The 16,169-nt window shown below is 71.5% G+C and carries 14 protein-coding genes and 1 tRNA gene; 12 read left to right on the forward strand and 3 right to left on the reverse strand.

Annotated features, from left to right (window positions below; all coding sequences use genetic code 11):
• From ACIPSE_RS25140 to ACIPSE_RS25150, 3 genes are all read left to right on the forward strand, one after another.
• A partial coding sequence (locus ACIPSE_RS25140) for a CoA transferase (RefSeq protein ID WP_401666109.1) occupies positions 1-298 on the forward strand: 298 nt, incomplete at its 5' end.
• 65 nt (positions 299-363) lie between these two features.
• Complete coding sequence (locus tag ACIPSE_RS25145) at positions 364-969, forward strand: beta-class carbonic anhydrase (protein WP_401666111.1); 606 nt, start codon at positions 364-366, stop codon at positions 967-969.
• Positions 970-1,065: 96 nt separating this feature from the next.
• Complete coding sequence (locus ACIPSE_RS25150; protein ID WP_401666113.1) at positions 1,066-1,884, forward strand: acyl-CoA dehydrogenase family protein; 819 nt, start codon at positions 1,066-1,068, stop codon at positions 1,882-1,884.
• A 39-nt stretch (positions 1,885-1,923) separates the two neighbouring features.
• Here ACIPSE_RS25150 and ACIPSE_RS25155 read toward each other — a convergent pair whose 3' ends face one another.
• On the reverse strand, positions 1,924-2,604 hold the full coding sequence (locus ACIPSE_RS25155; protein WP_401666116.1) for a GntR family transcriptional regulator: 681 nt from the start codon (positions 2,602-2,604) through the stop codon (positions 1,924-1,926).
• Positions 2,605-2,830: 226 nt separating this feature from the next.
• Between ACIPSE_RS25155 and ACIPSE_RS25160 the strand changes: the two genes are divergently transcribed.
• From ACIPSE_RS25160 to ACIPSE_RS25180, 5 genes are all read left to right on the forward strand, one after another.
• Positions 2,831-3,310 (forward strand): formate dehydrogenase subunit gamma, encoded by a 480-nt coding sequence (locus ACIPSE_RS25160; RefSeq protein WP_401666118.1) that lies wholly within the window; start codon positions 2,831-2,833, stop codon positions 3,308-3,310.
• Entirely contained in the window at positions 3,307-4,911 is a 1,605-nt protein-coding gene (locus ACIPSE_RS25165) for a formate dehydrogenase beta subunit (protein WP_401666120.1), read from the forward strand. The genes ACIPSE_RS25160 and ACIPSE_RS25165 overlap by 4 nt, the downstream gene beginning before the upstream one ends.
• A complete protein-coding gene (fdhF, locus tag ACIPSE_RS25170) occupies positions 4,908-7,730 on the forward strand; it encodes a formate dehydrogenase subunit alpha (protein ID WP_401666123.1) in 2,823 nt (940 codons plus the stop codon). Before ACIPSE_RS25165 ends, fdhF begins: the two co-directional genes overlap by 4 nt.
• Positions 7,727-7,939 (forward strand): formate dehydrogenase subunit delta, encoded by a 213-nt coding sequence (locus ACIPSE_RS25175; protein ID WP_401666125.1) that lies wholly within the window; start codon positions 7,727-7,729, stop codon positions 7,937-7,939. Before fdhF ends, ACIPSE_RS25175 begins: the two co-directional genes overlap by 4 nt.
• Before the next feature lie 161 nt (positions 7,940-8,100).
• Positions 8,101-9,033 carry a LysR family transcriptional regulator gene (locus ACIPSE_RS25180; protein WP_401666128.1) on the forward strand — a complete coding sequence of 311 codons (933 nt, stop codon included), beginning with the start codon at positions 8,101-8,103 and terminating at the stop codon, positions 9,031-9,033.
• 286 nt (positions 9,034-9,319) lie between these two features.
• Here ACIPSE_RS25180 and ACIPSE_RS25185 read toward each other — a convergent pair whose 3' ends face one another.
• Entirely contained in the window at positions 9,320-10,930 is a 1,611-nt protein-coding gene (locus ACIPSE_RS25185; protein ID WP_401666130.1) for a FadD7 family fatty acid--CoA ligase, read from the reverse strand.
• A gap of 256 nt (positions 10,931-11,186) precedes the next feature.
• Here ACIPSE_RS25185 and oxc point away from each other — a divergent pair, with 256 nt between their 5' ends.
• Positions 11,187-12,935 (forward strand): oxalyl-CoA decarboxylase, encoded by a 1,749-nt coding sequence (oxc, locus tag ACIPSE_RS25190; protein ID WP_401666132.1) that lies wholly within the window; start codon positions 11,187-11,189, stop codon positions 12,933-12,935.
• A gap of 70 nt (positions 12,936-13,005) precedes the next feature.
• Entirely contained in the window at positions 13,006-14,262 is a 1,257-nt protein-coding gene (gene frc / locus ACIPSE_RS25195) for a formyl-CoA transferase (RefSeq protein ID WP_401666134.1), read from the forward strand.
• A gap of 89 nt (positions 14,263-14,351) precedes the next feature.
• Here frc and ACIPSE_RS25200 read toward each other — a convergent pair whose 3' ends face one another.
• Complete coding sequence (locus tag ACIPSE_RS25200) at positions 14,352-14,747, reverse strand: PAS domain S-box protein (protein ID WP_401666137.1); 396 nt, start codon at positions 14,745-14,747, stop codon at positions 14,352-14,354.
• 486 nt (positions 14,748-15,233) lie between these two features.
• Between ACIPSE_RS25200 and ACIPSE_RS25205 the strand changes: the two genes are divergently transcribed.
• Positions 15,234-15,908: a GntR family transcriptional regulator gene (locus ACIPSE_RS25205; RefSeq protein ID WP_401667224.1), complete on the forward strand. Its 675-nt coding sequence runs from the start codon at positions 15,234-15,236 to the stop codon at positions 15,906-15,908.
• A 138-nt stretch (positions 15,909-16,046) separates the two neighbouring features.
• Positions 16,047-16,131: transfer RNA gene (locus ACIPSE_RS25210), tRNA-Leu, on the forward strand.
• The last annotated feature ends 38 nt before the right edge of the window (positions 16,132-16,169 follow it).

Here is a 16,169-nt window from a genome sequence, read left to right on the forward strand (position 1 = left end):
CCCCAAGTGGCAGGTCCTCGCGGAACTCAACGCCCACAACATCCCCTGCGGGCCGATCCTCTCGACCAAGGAGATCATCGAGGACGCCTCCCTGGTCGCCAACGAGATGGTCGTCGAGGTGGACCACCCCGAACGCGGCACGTTCGTCACGGTCGGCAACCCCATCAAACTCTCCGACTCCCGCGCGGAGATCACCGCCTCGCCGCTCCTCGGGGAGCACAACGAGGACATCTACGTCCGGGAACTGGGGCTGTCCAGCGCCGAGTTGCCGGGTCTCAAGGAGGCGGGCGTCATCTGAGAGGGCGACGGCCCCGCCCTGCTTGAGGCATGCGTCAGCGACCACCGACCGGAGAGGCAGCCACCATGTCGACGTCAGCACCCCGTCTCGACCGACCAGCCCGGAGCGCGTCGGAGGAGTCCCGTTCGGTCATCGACCGTCTCGTGGAGTCCAACCGGGCCTACGCCACCGACTTCTCCGACCCGGGCATGGACGCCCGCCCGGTGCTCCGGGTCGCGGTCGTGGCCTGCATGGACGCCCGGATCGACCTGCACAAGGCGCTCGGCCTCGAACTCGGCGACTGCCACACCGTCCGCAACGCGGGCGGTGTGGTCACCGACGACACGATCCGCTCCCTGGCGATCAGCCAGCGGGCGCTCGGTACGCGCAGCGTCGTGCTGATCCACCACACGGGCTGCGGACTTCAGGCACTCACCGAGGACTTCCGGCACGAACTGGAGCTGGAGGTCGGCCAGCGCCCGGCCTGGGCGGTCGAGTCGTTCAGCGACGTCGACCAGGACGTGCGGCAGTCCATCCAGCGGGTGCGCACCTCGCCGTTCCTCCCGCACACCGACGACGTGCGCGGGTTCGTCTTCGACGTGACGACGGGCCTGCTGCGGGAGATCACCCCGCCGGAACGCCCGCTGCCGGGCCGTGGACCGGCCCCCGCGCCGGGAACTCCCGGAAACTGACCGCCCGTTCCCTCTGGCGCACAGCTTCGAATGCAGAATACTGTATGCAATCATTGCTCGACCGTGGACGAGAAGCCGCTCCCAGGGGGTCGCCCCGTGCCGTACCGCTCCGCTCTCTCAGAAGTCCTGACCGACGCCGTTGTCCCCGCAGCCCCGAAGGCCCGTGCGCAGGGCCGGTTCCCTCGTGGTGCCGTGACCGCCCTGGGGCGCTCCGGGCTGCTGGGGCTCACCGTCTCCACCGAGTTCGGCGGAGGAGGGCTGGGGCTGCCGGAGGCCGCCGAGGTGGTCGCCCGGACCGCGCGGGTCTGCCCGGCGACGGCGGCCGTGCTCCAGTCGCACTACGCGGCCGTCGCCGTCATCGAGGCGTACGGCGGCCGGTGGGTGCGCGGCGAGATCGGCGCAGGCCGCCACCTGAGCAGCCTGGCCCTGGCGGAAACGCCCGGGGAGGCGGCCGAGGGGGCCGCGGGTGCCTGGCCCGGCGTCGAGGCGCAGCTCCTGATGCCCCGCGCCGGCGCGGCCCGCTCGCTCGACGTGGTCGCCCTGCGCGGGCGCAAGCGCCAGGTGGTCGCGGCGGGGGAGGCCGACAGCTACGTCTGGTCCACCCGGCCGCTGGCCGCGCCCGGCGGGCTGACGCTGTGGCTGGTCCCGGCGCACGCTCCCGACCTGTTCGTACCGGCCCGGCCGGACGGCGCGGGGCCGGACGGCAGTGCGACGTCCACGGTGTGCGCCGACCCGGTGCTGGTGCCGTCCGACGCGATGCTGGGCGAGGACGGCGCCGGACTCGACGCCGTCCTGCGCAGGGTGCTGCCGTGGCTGCTCGAACTGCGGGCCGCCGCGGGGCTGGAGACGCCGCGCCGGGCGGCCGTGGAGGTCGACCCGGCCCGCAGGCCCGCGGATTCGCTGGCCGCGTCGTGAACGGCGCCCGGAGCGGGGGGTCTTGGCGAGGCCGCCGGCTCAGTCCTTGGCGGCGAGCCGGCGGCGGTAGAAGTCGGTCGTGCGCTCGGTGTGCTTGCGCATCACGTCGGCCGCGCGGTCGGCGTCACCCCTGGCGATGGCCTTGATGAGCTGCGCGTGCTCGTTCCAGGCCTCCTTGCCGCGGGGCTTGGCGATCGGCGTGTAGTACCAGCGCACCTTCTGGCCCACCTGCGCGAGCATCTCGGTGAGCACGTCGTTGGCGGCCAGCGAGGTCAGGAAGGAGTGCAGGGCGGTGTTGGCCGTGACCAGACCCTCCCCGTCCCCCGTGGTGAGCGCGTCGACGCCGTTCTGCTGGAGCTCCCACAGGCGCTCGACGTCCTCGGGCTTCGCGTTCTGCGCGGCGAGCCGGGCCGAGTAGGTCTCCAGGACCGAGCGGACGCCGAGGAGCTGGGCGGCCTCCTCCTCGGTGGGGGAGTGCACGAAGGCGCCCTGGGCGGGCCGCAGATCGACCCAGCCGTCGGTCTGGAGCCGCTGGAGGGCCTCGCGGACCGGCTGGCGGCTGACCCCGAGGTGCTCGGCGAGCTCGGCCTCGACCAGATGCTGGCCGGGCTTGAGCGAGCCGCTGACGATCAGTTCGGTCAGGGCGTCGTACACGGCCTGACGCAGTGGTGCCGGGCGGGCGACGCGTCGGGTCGCCGCGGCGGTGAGTGCCTCGCGCATGGTCTTCCCGTTCCGCCGCCCGGCCGGGGAGCCGACGGCTTTGCCAAGTGAGGCCGCCGGGAGGGTTGCGGACGGCGCCGTCAGCATACAGGTTTTGGTATGCAACATGGCGTGAGGCCCCCTCCGTCCTCGCGTCTGACTACTGTATACAGAAGCCTGTATGGGGTATCGTTCCAGTCTCCTGCACCCCTCGCCGGGGACCCGTGTGACGGAAGGCGAAGCGATCATGACGACCAGCGGGAGCGATGTGACGGTCGAGAGCGTGGTCCGAAGAGTGGTGGCCGAGCACCACGGCCACCGAGGTCCCCTGCTCCCCGTACTGCACGCGGTGCAGGCCGAGTTGGGCCATGTGCCCCAGGAGGCGATACCGGTCCTGGCCGACGCGCTCAACCTCTCCCGCGCGGACGTCCACGGCGTCGTGACCTTCTACCACGACTTCCGCCGCGAGCCCGCGGGCCGCACCACGGTGCGCATCTGCCGCGCCGAGGCCTGCCAGGCCCAGGGCGCCGACGGCCTGTTGAAGCACGTGCGCGAGTCGGGACTCTCCCTCGGGGAGACCACGGCCGACGGCGCGCTCACCGTGGAGCAGGTCTTCTGCCTCGGCAACTGCGCGCTGGGACCGGCGGTGGAGGCGAACGGGCGGCTGTACGGCCGCGTGGGCCCGGCCCGGCTGGGCGCGATCCTCGACGGGACGGTCTCCTCATGAACAACTCCCCGCACACCAGGGCCACGATCTACGTCCCCCGGGACTCCGCGGCCCGCTCCGTCGGCGCGGACGAGGTGGCGCAGGCCCTCCGACAAGCTTCCGAACAGGGCGATGTCGACCTCGACGTGGTGCGCAACGGATCACGCGGCATGCTGTGGCTGGAGCCGCTGGTCGAGATCGTCACCCCCGAGGGCCGCGTCGGCTACGGACCGGTCGCCCCGGAGGACGTCGACGGCCTTCTCGCCGCCGGACTCCTCGACGGCGCCGACCATCCGCTGCGCCTCGGCCTCGTCGACGAACTGCCCTGGCTGGCCCGCCAGAACCGGGTCACCTTCGCCCGGGTCGGCGTCACCGACCCCCTGTCGACCGACGACTACCTCGCCCACGGCGGCCTCACCGGCCTGCGCGCCGCGCTCGCCCTCGCACCCGCCGACGTCGTCGCCGAGGTCACCGCGTCCGGACTGCGCGGCCGGGGCGGCGCCGGATTCCCGGCCGGCATCAAATGGAAGACCGTCCTGGACTGCCCGGACGAGCTGAAGTTCGTCTGCTGCAACGCCGACGAGGGCGACAGCGGCACCTTCGCCGACCGCATGGTGATGGAGGGCGACCCGTTCCTCCTCATCGAGGGCATGACGATCGCGGCGTACGCGGTCGGCGCGCGCGAGGGCTATGTGTACGTCCGCTCCGAGTACCCCGACGCCATCGCCACCCTGCGCACGGCCATCGACATCGCCCGCGCCCACGGCTGGCTCGGCGAGGACGTCCTCGGCTCCGGCCTCGACTTCGACCTGCACGTACGCGTCGGGGCGGGCGCGTACATCTGCGGCGAGGAGACCTCCATGCTGGAGAGCCTGGAGGGCAAACGCGGCATGGTCCGGGCCAAGCCCCCGATCCCCGCGATCGAGGGCCTGTTCGGCAAGCCGACCGTCGTCAACAACGTCCTCACCCTGACCACCGTCCCCGTCGTCCTCGCCGAGGGCGCGAAGGCGTACGAGAACCTCGGCGTCGGCCGCTCCCGCGGCACCCAGGTCTTCCAGCTCGGCGGCAACATCGCCCGCGGCGGCATCGTCGAGACCGCGTTCGGCATCACCCTGGGCGAACTCGTCGAGGAGTACGGCGGCGGCACCCGCTCGGGACGCCCGGTGCGCACCGTCCAGGTCGGCGGCCCCCTCGGCGCCTACCTGCCGACGTCGATGTTCGAACTCCCCATGGACTACGAGGCGTTCGCCGAAGCCGGCGCGATGCTCGGGCACGGCGGCGTGGTGGTCTTCGACGACACCGTCGACATGGCCGCGCAGGCCCGCTTCGCCATGGAGTTCTGCGCCGAGGAGTCCTGCGGCAAGTGCACCCCCTGCCGCGTCGGCGCCGTCCGCGGGGTCGAGGTCATCGACCGGATCGTCGCCGGAACCCACCGGGACGAGAACCTGGCGCTCCTCGAAGATCTCTGCGACCTGATGACCGACGGCTCGCTGTGCGCGATGGGCGGACTGACCCCCATGCCCGTGCGCAGCGCGCTCAGCCACTTCCCCGACGACTTCCTCGGCGGGCGCACACTCCTGGACATCCACCCCGTGAACACGAGGACGGAGGGCACGGTATGACGCTCCTCAAGGAACCCGACTTCGGCACACCGGAGCGACCGGGCCCGGCCACGGTCTCGGTCGAGATCGACGGCCTGCCGGTGACCGTGCCCGAGGGCACCTCGGTGCTGCGCGCCGCCGCCGAGGCGGGGGTCGACATCCCCAAACTCTGCGCCACCGACAGCCTGGAGGCGTTCGGGTCCTGCCGGCTGTGCGTCGTCGAGATCGACGGCCGGCGCGGCACCCCCGCCTCCTGCACCACCCCCTGCTCCGACGGCATGAAGGTGAGCACCCAGACCCCCAAGGTGGAGAAGCTCCGCCAGGGCGTCATGGAGCTCTACATCTCCGACCACCCCCTGGACTGCCTCACCTGCCCCGCCAACGGCGACTGCGAACTCCAGGACATGGCAGGGGTGGTGGGGCTCCGCCAGGTCCGCTACGGCTACGAGGGCGAGAACCACCTCGACGCCGAGAAGGACACCTCCAACCCCTACTTCGACTTCGACCCGGCCAAGTGCATCGCCTGCTCCCGCTGCGTGCGGGCCTGCGGCGAGGTGCAGGGCACGTTCGCGCTCACCATCGAGGGCCGCGGCTTCGACTCCAAGGTGTCGCCGGGCGCGGGGGAGTCGTTCATGGACTCCGAGTGCGTCTCCTGCGGCGCGTGCGTCCAGGCCTGCCCGACCTCCACGCTCCAGGAGCGCTCGGTCGTCGAACTCGGCATGCCCACCCGGTCCGTCGTGACCACCTGCGCGTACTGCGGTGTCGGCTGCTCCTTCAAGGCCGAGCTGCGCGGCGACGAACTCGTGCGCATGGTCCCCTACAAGGACGGCGGCGCCAACGAGGGCCACTCCTGCGTCAAGGGCCGCTTCGCCTTCGGGTACGCCACCCACCCCGACCGCGTCCTCAAGCCGATGGTGCGGGACCGCATCACCGACCCCTGGCGCGAGGTCGAGTGGGACGAGGCCATCGGCACCGTCGCCCGCCGGATGCGCGAGATCCAGGACCGGCACGGCTCGGGCGCGGTCGGCGCGATCACCTCCTCGCGCTGCACCAACGAAGAGGTGTACGTCGTCCAGAAGATGGTCCGCGCGGCCTTCGGCAACAACAACGTCGACACCTGCGCCCGGGTCTGCCACTCCCCGACGGGCTACGGACTCAAGCAGACCTTCGGCGAGTCGGCCGGCACCCAGGACTTCCGCTCGGTCGCCGAATCCGACGTCATCATGGTCATCGGAGCCAACCCCACCGACGGGCACCCGGTGTTCGCCTCTCGGATGAAGCGCCGTCTGCGCGAGGGCGCCGAGCTCATCGTCGTCGACCCGCGCCGCATCGACCTCGTGCGCTCCCCGCACATCGAGGCCGCGCACCATCTCCAGCTCCGCCCCAGCACCAACGTCGCCGTCGTCAACGCCATGGCGCACGTCGTCGTCACCGAGCGCCTGGCCGACCGGGAGTTCGTGGACGCCCGATGCGAAGGCTTCGACGAGTGGGCCGAGTTCGTCGCCCGCCCCGAGAACAGCCCCGAGGCCGTCGAGCCGGTCACCGGTGTCCCGGCGGCCGAACTCCGCGCCGCCGCACGGCTCTACGCGGGGGCCCGCAACGGCGCCATCTACTACGGCCTCGGCGTCACCGAGCACAGCCAGGGCTCCACCATGGTGATGGGCATGGCGAACCTCGCGATGGCGTGCGGCAACATCGGCCGCGACGGCGTCGGGGTCAACCCGCTGCGCGGCCAGAACAACGTCCAGGGCTCGTGCGACATGGGCTCCTTCCCGCACGAACTCCCCGGCTACCGGCACGTCTCCGACGACGCGGTCCGCACCGTCTTCGAGGACCTGTGGGGCGGAACCCTGCTGGCCGAGCCGGGACTGCGCATCCCCAACATGTTCGACGCGGCCATCGACGGCACCTTCCGCGGCCTGTTCGTGCACGGCGAGGACATCGCCCAGTCCGACCCCAACCTGAAGCACGTCACCGCCGCCCTCGCGGCCATGGAACTCGTGGTGGTCCAGGACCTGTTCCTCAACGAGACCGCCAAGTTCGCGCACGTCTTCCTGCCCGGCGCCTCCTTCCTGGAGAAGGACGGCACCTTCACCAACGCCGAGCGCCGCATCAACCGGGTCCGCGCGGTGATGAAACCGAAGACGGGCAAGCACGAATGGCAGATCGTCGCCGAGATCGCCACCGCCATGGGCTACCCGATGGCGTACGACCACCCCGGGCAGATCATGGACGAGATCGCCTCGGTCACCCCCACGTTCACCGGCGTCTCCTTCGACCTGCTCGACAAGCTCGGCAGCGTGCAGTGGCCGTGCAACGAGGAGGCCCCCGAGGGCACACCCATCATGCACGTGGACGAATTCGTGCGCGGCAAGGGCAAGTTCGTCGTCACCGCGTACGTGCCGACCAACGAGCGCAGCACCCGGCGCTTCCCGCTGGTCCTCACCACGGGGCGCATCCTCAGCCAGTACAACGTCGGCGCCCAGACCCGCCGCACCGGCAACGTCGCCTGGCACCCCGAGGACATCCTCGAACTCCATCCCCACGACGCCGAGGACCGCGGCATCGTGGACGGCGACATGGTGACCCTCGCCAGCCGCGTCGGGCGGACCACGCTGCGCGCGCAGATCTCCGACCGGATGCCGACCGGGGTCGTCTACACGACCTTCCACCATCCGGTGACCGGCGCCAACGTGGTGACCACGGAGAACTCCGACTGGGCGACCAACTGCCCCGAGTACAAGGTCACCGCCGTCCAGGTCGGCCTGGCCCGCCCGGACCGGGGCGCCGACGCCGAACGGGAGCACGACGGGCTCGTCACCGCGGTGGAGCGGTCATGACGGCCACCGTGCCGTCCGAGCTCAGGATGGCGAACGACATCGCGGCCAACCTCCGCCACCTGCCCGAGCAGGAGGCCGTGGAGGCGATCGCGGGCCACATCGGCAGATTCTGGGACCCGCGGATGCGGGCGCGGCTGTACGCGTTCACCGACGCCGGAGCGGAGGGCCTGGACCCGCTCGTGGCCGACGCGGTGAAACTCCTGCGCTGATCGTCCTCCCGTACTGATGGTCCTCCCGCACTGATGGTCCTCCCGCACTGATGGTCCTCCCGTACTGATCGCCGCTCGGCAGCGAAGACGACTGTTCTCCCTCTGTACAACTCCAAATACTGCATACAGTATGGAGATGTTCGGAGGGAGAGGAGTCGCGCATGCTGTTCCGGCAGCTGGAGTACTTCGTGGCCGTGGCGAGGGAACGTCACTTCGCCCGGGCGGCCTCGGCCTGCTACGTGTCCCAGCCCGCGCTCTCGGCGGCCATCGCCAAGCTGGAGCGGGAGCTGAACGTCACCCTGATCAACCGGGGGCACACCTACCAGGGCCTGACCCCCGAGGGGGAGCGCCTCGTCGTCTGGGCGAAACGGATCCTCGCCGAACAGGACGCCTTCAAGGCCGAGGTGGCCGCCGTGCAGTCCGGCATCACCGGAACCCTGCGCCTGGGCACCGACCCCACCGCCTCCACGACCCTCGCGCTCCCCGTCGCCGCGTTCTGCGCCGCCCACCCGCTCGCCAAGGTCCAGGTCCGCTCCCGGCTGTCGACCAAGGAACTCCACCGCCAGCTGCGCGACTACGAACTCGACGTGGCCATCGCCCACTTCGACCCCGACGACCAGGAGGGCCTCCAGATCGTCCCCCTCTACCAGGAGCGGTACATGCTCCTGGTCTCGGACGACCATCTGGCCGCCCAGTCCGCCACCGTCAGCTGGGCCGACGCCGCCGAACTGCCGCTCGCGCTGCTGACGCCCGACATGCGCATCCGGCAGATCGTCGACACCGTCTTCGCCGAGAAGGGCTTCGTGGTGACCCCGCAGGTGGAGACCGACTCGATCGCCTCCCTGTACGCGCACGTCGGCGGCGGCGAGTGGGCGAGCATCGTGCCCCACACCTGGCTGCGCGCGATGCCCGTGGTCGGCCGCATCAGGGCGCTGCCGCTGGTGGACCCCGAGGCCGGCGCCCAGGTGTCGGTCGCGATCCACGCCGCCACCCCGGGCCCCGTCGCGGCCCGCGCCTTCGTCAACGCGGCGACCGGCCTCTCCCTCGACGACTTCTTCGCCCGTCCGCTGCCCGCGGGCCACGGGGTGCGCTGAACCGGGCGGCCGGGCCCTTCGGGCATGCCCGGCGAAGTCCCGCCCGCCCCGCGCCGCCGTTCCCGCGCACCCGGCGCGGGACGTTCGGCCCGGACATGCGGACGGACACCCAACTCGGGGCCGCCCTCCATGCGGACGGACACCCAACTGGGGGCCGCCCTCCATGCGGACGACGGGACTCCGCGGTCACACTTGTGCCCGCGTTCCGGTTGCCCTCCGACGGGCCCGGGGGCCGTGTCTGCCAAGTCACACCGGCCCGGGGGCGGCGGGGCTTCGCGGACGCGACCTAGCCCGGAGGGTCAGGTGCGTGCCCCGCATCCGGCCCCGGCGCGTACCGCGCCTGGAGTGCCTTGCGGTCCAGGCCGCCCTTCGCCGTGTACGGCAGCGCGGCGACCAGCTCCAGACGGTCCGGGACCTCGAAGGGGGCGAGGCGGTCGCGGCAGTGCCGCAGGATCTCCCCGGTCTCGACGCCCTCCCCGTCCCGCAGGACCACGGCGGCCCCGACCCGCTGCCCGTACACGGCGTCCGGCAGCGCGTACACGGCGGCCTGCGCGACCCCCGGGCAGCCCACGAGGACGTCCTCGACCTGCTCGGGGGAGATCTTCTCGCCGCCCCGGTTGATGAGGTTCTTGATCCGCCCGGTCAGCGACAGATACCCGTCCTCGTCCAGGATGCCCAGATCGCCGGTGCGCAGCCGGTCCCCGACGAACGTGGACGCCGTCGCGTCCGGGTCGGCGAGATAGCCGCGGGCGACCGTCGGCCCCGACACCCACACCTCGCCCTCGACGCCCGGCGGGCACGGCACCCCGTCCCGGTCCACGACGCCGACCTCCACGCCCGTGGCCCGGCCGACCGAGCCGTGCTTCAACGCCCCCCGCCCGGGCGGCGGTTCACTGGTCGCCTGGTGCGAGGACTCGGTCATCCCGTACGCCGACAGCAGCGGCGCGCCGAACGTGCGCTCAAGGGCCCGCTGGGTGGCCGGGTTCAGCGGCGCGGAGCAACTGCGCACGAACCGCAAGGGCGCCGACCGGGCGTCCGGGCACTCCCGCTCCGACCGGTCCAGGAGGATCTCGTGGATGGCGGGCACGGCCGTGAACCAGGTCGCCGACACGGCCCGCATGTCGGGCCAGAACGTGCCCGCGGAGAACCGCCCCCGCTCCGGCAGCAGCACGCAGCCGCCGCTCGCGAGGGACGCCAGCAGCGCCGCGAACAGCCCGTGCCCGTGGAAGAACGGCATCACCGCGACCGTCGCGTCGCCGGGCCCCAACTCGTAGGTGGCGCAGATGGTTCGCACGGAGGCGGCGACATTGGCGTGGGTCAGCGGCACCATCTTCGCGCGGTCCGTGGTCCCGGCGGTGAACAGCACGAGCGCGTCCCGCTCCGTCAACTCGCCCGCAGCGCCCCGCGACCGCGCGACCGGCCCCGGCCGCAGCGTCACCGTCGCCGTCCCCGCGCGGGAGGCGGCCACACGCAGCGGCCACACCGGCACGTTCAGCGGACCTGTGGCAGCGGATGGCCCGGCCAGCACCGCCCCCACCCCCAAGGCCGCCGCACGAGCCGTCAGCTGGGACCCGGGGAGCGCCGGATCCAGCGGCGCCACCACCAGCCCGGCCCGCGCCGCACCCAGCAACGCGACGACGAACTCCGCGCTGTTGGCCGCGAGCAGCCCCACCGCGTCCCCGCGCCGCAGCCCGCTCCCGCGCAGCCGCACGGCCACGTCGTCCGCCAGCCGCGCGAGCGCCCCGTACGACAGCGGCACCCGCTCGCCGGTCACCACCAGGGCCCGGGCGTACGGGCGTTCGCGGACCTGCCGGTCGAGCAGATCGGCCAGGCCGGTGAGCGCCGGAGGCCGGTACGGGTCCGTGCCGCGCACGGGCCGCGCCGCCACAGCGGCCATGTCCCCACCCCCCAGCGCCGGTTTCGATGAAGCGGTCCTCTGCGAGCGTGGGGCGGCCCGTCGGGCCCGTCCAATACCCACTGGCGAACGGCCGATAGCGAGCGTCTATCAAGCGAGCCGGGAGGCCCCTCACCTGCCGTCGATAGACGCTGGTTATCGGCTGGTCGCCGATGGGTCTTGGACGCGGTCCGGCGCGCTGCGGATGGTGAGAGAAGTAGCCGCTCCGGCAGGACCTGCCCAAGGAGGACCTCGGACCATGACCGCACCCTCACCCCTGGAGACCGCGGCAGCAGCCGACGTACCGACCGAGCTCACCGACGGCTACCACCTGGTCGTCGACGCCCTGAAGATGAACGACGTCGACACCATCTACGGGGTGGTCGGCATCCCCATCACGGACCTCGCCCGCCTCGCGCAGGCGCAGGGCATCCGCTACATCGGCTTCCGGCACGAGTCCAACGCCGGCCACGCCGCAGCGGCGGCCGGATACCTCACCAAGAAGCCCGGCATCGCGCTGACCGTGTCCGCGCCGGGCTTCCTCAACGGCCTGGTCGCCCTCGCCAACGCGACCACCAACTGCTTCCCCATGGTGCAGATCTCCGGCTCCAGCGAGCGCCACCTCGTCGACCTCAAGCAGGGCGACTACGAGGAGATGGACCAGCTCGCCGCCGCGCAGCAGTTCTGCAAGGCCGCCTACCGCGTCAGCCGCGTCGAGGACATCGGCCGCGGTATCGCCCGCGCCCTGCGCACCGCGATCTCCGGGCGCCCCGGCGGTGTCTATCTCGACATCCCCGCCGCGGTGCTCGGCGCCATCATGCCCAAGGAGGAGGGCGCGCGGACGCTCAGCCGGCTCGTCGACCCGGCCCCGCGCCAACTGCCCGCCCCCGAGGCCGTGGACCGTGCCATCGAGCTCCTCGCGGGCGCCGAACGCCCGCTGGTCGTGCTCGGCAAGGGCGCGGCGTACGCGCAGGCCGACGACCGGGTACGGGAGTTCATCGAGTCGACCGGCATCCCCTACGTGCCGATGTCGATGGCCAAGGGCCTGCTGCCCGACGACCACCCGCAGTCCGCGGCCACCGCCCGCTCGCTGGCGCTGAAGAAGGCCGACGTGGTGATGCTCGTCGGCGCCCGCCTCAACTGGCTGCTCAACCACGGCCAGACGGGCTGGAACCCGGACGCCAAGTTCATCCAGGTGGACATCGACCCGCGCGAGATGGACAGCAACCAGCCCATCGCCGCCCCGCTCGTCGGTGACATCGAGTCGGTCCTAGACGTGCTCGCCGAGCGCACCAAGCCCGGCCGCATCCAGGCTCCCTCGGCCTGGCGGGACGAACTCGCCGCGCGCTCCGCGCAGAACGTCGCCAAGATGGCCGAGCGCCTCAAGGCCGACCCGCACCCCATGCAGTTCATGGGTGCCCTGAAGGCCGTGCGCGACGTCCTCCACGCGCGCCCGGAGACGTACCTCGTCAACGAGGGCGCCAACGCCCTGGACATCGCGCGCAACGTCATCGACATGCACGTGCCGCGCCACCGCCTCGACAGCGGCACCTGGGGCGTGATGGGCATCGGCATGGGGTACGCCGTCGCCGCCGCCGTGGAGAGCGGACAGCCCGTCGTGGCCGTCGAGGGCGACAGCGCCTTCGGGTTCAGCGGCATCGAGATCGAGACGATCTGCCGCTACGGACTCCCCGTCGTCACCGTGATCATGAACAACGGCGGTGTCTACCGGGGTGTCGACGAGAACCCCTACGACGACGACCCCTCGCCCACGACCCTGATGGCCGCCGCCCGGCACGACCTGCTCATCGAGGCGTTCGGCGGCAAGGGCTACCGGGCCACCACCCCCGCCGAGGTCACCGCCGCCCTCACCGAGGCCCTCGCCTCCGGCGGCCCCGCCCTCATCGACTGCGTGATCGACCCCTCCGCCGGCACCGAGAGCGGCCACATCGCGCACCTCAACCCCAAGGGCATCACCGTCGGCAACATCACGCCGGCCAAGAAGTGACCCCGGCCCGCACCCGTACCGACCTCGAACTCCCGCTCCGTACGCGTACGTTCACGAAAAGGAAGCAGACATGAGTGAAAAGCCGCTCGCCGGAATCAAGGTGATCGACTTCACCGGGGTGCAGGCCGGCCCCGCCTGCACGCAGATGCTCGCCTGGTTCGGCGCCGACGTCCTCAAGGTCGAGCGCCCCAACGGCGGCGATGTGACCCGCCGTCAGCTGAGGGACATCGAGGACCTGGACGCCCTCTACTTCACGATGCTCAACAGCAACAAGCGCTCCCTGGCCATCAACACCAAGACCCCCGAGGGCAAGGAGGTCCTGGAGAAGCTGATCGCCGACGCGGACGTCCTGGTGGAGAACTTCGCCCCCGGCGCCCTCGACCGCATGGGCTTCTCCTGGGCGCGCATCCAGGAGCTCAACCCGCGCCTGATCTTCGGCTCGGTCAAGGGTTTCAACGACGAGTCGTCCTGGAACGACCTCAAGGTCTACGAGAACGTCGCCCAGTGCGCCGGCGGCGGCGCCTCCACCACCGGCTTCTGGGACGGCCCGCCCACCATCTCCGGCGCCGCGCTCGGCGACTCCAACACCGGTATGCACCTGGCGATCGGCATCCTCACCGCGATCATCGACCGGGCCAAGACCGGCAAGGGCCAGAAGGTCTCCGTGTCCATGCAGGACGCCGTCCTCAACCTCTGCCGGGTCAAGCTCCGCGACCAGCAGCGCCTGGAGAAGGTCGGCTACCTGGAGGAGTACCCGCAGTATCCCAACGGCGAGTTCACCGACGTCGTCCCGCGCGGCGGCAACGCGGGCGGCGGCGGCCAGCCCGGCTGGGTCCTGAAGTGCAAGGGCTGGGAGACCGACCCCAACGCCTACATCTACTTCACCGTCCAGGAACAGAACTGGAAGCGCACCGCCGAGGCCATCGGCCACCCCGAGTGGGCCGACGACCCCGAGTACGCCACCGCGCGCGCCCGCCAGCCGCACATCTTCGAGATCTTCGAGGAGATCGAGAAGTGGCTGGCGGACAAGACCAAGTACGAGGCGGTGAACATCCTGCGCGAGTGGGAGGTCCCCTGCGCGCCCGTGATGAGCATGAAGGAGATCGCCTACGACGAGGACCTGCGCCGCAGCGGCACCGTCGTCGAGGTGGAGCAGAAGGGCCGCGGCACCTACCTCACGGTCGGCAGCCCCGTGAAGTTCTCCTCCTTCAAGCCGGACGTCGTCGGCGCCCCGCTGCTCGGCGAGCACAGCTCCGAGGTCCTGGTCGAACTCGGCTACGACGAGGAGACGATCGGGCGGCTGAAGGAGAGCGGCGTCATCGTCTAGCGGGCGGCGCGAGCGGGAACGGGAGAGCGGCGGCCGGGGCTTCCAAGCCCCGGCCGCCGCTCTCCCGTTCGCCGGCGGAACGGCCCGGCTCAGACGGTGGTCGCCTCGGCCCGCCGCCGCATCAGCTCCCGCTCGCGCTCACGGCGCGCCGTGACGTCCCGGATGACCGCCCCGCAGTACATCGTGCCGTCGGCGGCCGGCACCATCAGCACGCTGAACTCGATGGACAGCCGGCGCCCGTCCGCCGCCAGCGCCGGTACGGCGAGCAGGTCGGCGTCTCCGTACTTGGAGGATCCGCGTGCCAGCGCCTCCTCGAATCCGTCCCAGTGACGCTTCCTGTGCTTCTCGGGGATGATCACGTCCAGACTGCGGCCTGCCACGTCGTCCGCCGCGAACCCGAAGATGCGCTCCGCACCCCGGTTCCAGTAACGGATCAGTCCCTCGCCGTCGATGATCACTATGCCGTCGGGTGCCTGGGCTGCCATGCCCAGTACCACCGCTGGATCCAGAGCTTCCATGTCGCCTCCGAGCCGGGGCCATCGGACGCCGAGAGTATACAGACTGAGTGTATACAGAATCCAGAGAAGTGCATGGGTGGCGGGGGCGGGGTGGCGGGTGGCAGAGGCGGGACCCCCGCGGCGCAGGGGGCGCTCCCCGCCGCGTAGGGGTCCCGCCGCCGTGCAGCGGGTGGCCCGGTCAGCCCTCAGGTGGCCGCTGCCCTCGGGGCCATGCGGTCCTGTCCCGCGTGCACGTTCATGGCGCGCCTCGGGGAGGCCCCGAGATCTGTCGACGAAATATTGTCTACAGGATGGGAATGATGCCAGCAAGAGTCCTGACGTACCCCTGTCCGCAGTCCGGCGTCCCCAACTCCCGCGTATCCGGGCGTTTGTGCGCCGTAGACTGTAGGCGAAAGCCAATTCATAATTGGGTCCCCGCGTACCGCGACGATGTTGCCGAGGAGGGCCGTGATGTTGTCGACGACAGGCCTGCCGCAGGGCGCCGTGCCCAAACTCGAACGCCCCGGCCCGCTGCGCGACCGCGTCTACGAGGCTCTCCTCGAACTCATCACCACCCGCGCCCTCCAGCCCGGCCGCCATCTCGTGGAGAGCGAGCTCGCCGGCCATCTCGGGGTCTCCCGGCAGCCCGTGCGCGAGGCGCTCCAGCGGCTCAGCACCGAGGGCTGGGTCGATCTGCGCCCGGCCCAGGGCGCGTTCGTGCACGAACCGACCGAGGAGGAGGCCGACCAGCTCCTCACCGTGCGCACCCTCCTGGAGGCCGAGGCGGCCCGGCTCGCCGCGGCCACCGCGGGCGCCTCGGCGATCAAGGCGCTGGAGGAGATCTGCGAGGAGGGCGAGCGCGCGGTCGCGGCCGACGACGTGGACGGCGCCGTCGCCATGAACGCCCGCCTGCACGCCAAGATCATGGAACTCGCCGGGAACACGGTCCTCGCGGAACTGGCCGCCCAGGTCGACCGCAGGGTCCGCTGGTACTACACCCCCGTCGCCCGGCAGCGCGGCCGTCAGTCCTGGATCGAGCACCGCGAGCTGATCGCCGCCATCGCCGACCGCGACGAGCGGCGCGCCACCGAGGTCATGCGCGCCCACACCGAACAGACGCGGAAGATGTACCACGAGCGCGAGAAGTAGCCGTCCGGTCACCCAGCGCGCGAAGGCCACGCGGCGCCCTCCCGGCCAGCGGATATGCAGGTGAAAGGCGCTCCGAAAGCTTGGTATTGTTGTCCATGTCGCCGCGGGGAACACCCCCGGCCGGGCGGCGGACACCTTGTCCGGGTGGCGGAATGGCAGACGCGCTAGCTTGAGGTGCTAGTGCCCTTTATCGGGCGTGGGGGTTCAAGTCCCCCCTCGGACACAAGACGCGAGGCCCCTGCGGAAGCAGGGGCCTCGCGC

The sequence above is a fragment of the Streptomyces sp. NPDC090106 genome (assembly GCF_044747265.1).
Classification (GTDB): Bacteria; Actinomycetota; Actinomycetes; order Streptomycetales; family Streptomycetaceae; genus Streptomyces.

Coding starts and splice junctions, on each gene's coding strand:
- ACIPSE_RS25145 (WP_401666111.1), top strand. CDS start 364: ATGTCGACGTCAGCACCCCGTCTCGACCGACCAGCCCGGAGCGCGTCG.
- ACIPSE_RS25155 (WP_401666116.1), bottom strand. CDS start 2,604: ATGCGCGAGGCACTCACCGCCGCGGCGACCCGACGCGTCGCCCGCCCG.
- ACIPSE_RS25160 (WP_401666118.1), top strand. CDS start 2,831: ATGACGACCAGCGGGAGCGATGTGACGGTCGAGAGCGTGGTCCGAAGA.
- ACIPSE_RS25165 (WP_401666120.1), top strand. CDS start 3,307: ATGAACAACTCCCCGCACACCAGGGCCACGATCTACGTCCCCCGGGAC.
- fdhF (WP_401666123.1), top strand. CDS start 4,908: ATGACGCTCCTCAAGGAACCCGACTTCGGCACACCGGAGCGACCGGGC.
- ACIPSE_RS25175 (WP_401666125.1), top strand. CDS start 7,727: ATGACGGCCACCGTGCCGTCCGAGCTCAGGATGGCGAACGACATCGCG.
- ACIPSE_RS25180 (WP_401666128.1), top strand. CDS start 8,101: ATGCTGTTCCGGCAGCTGGAGTACTTCGTGGCCGTGGCGAGGGAACGT.
- ACIPSE_RS25185 (WP_401666130.1), bottom strand. CDS start 10,930: ATGGCCGCTGTGGCGGCGCGGCCCGTGCGCGGCACGGACCCGTACCGG.
- oxc (WP_401666132.1), top strand. CDS start 11,187: ATGACCGCACCCTCACCCCTGGAGACCGCGGCAGCAGCCGACGTACCG.
- frc (WP_401666134.1), top strand. CDS start 13,006: ATGAGTGAAAAGCCGCTCGCCGGAATCAAGGTGATCGACTTCACCGGG.
- ACIPSE_RS25200 (WP_401666137.1), bottom strand. CDS start 14,747: ATGGCAGCCCAGGCACCCGACGGCATAGTGATCATCGACGGCGAGGGA.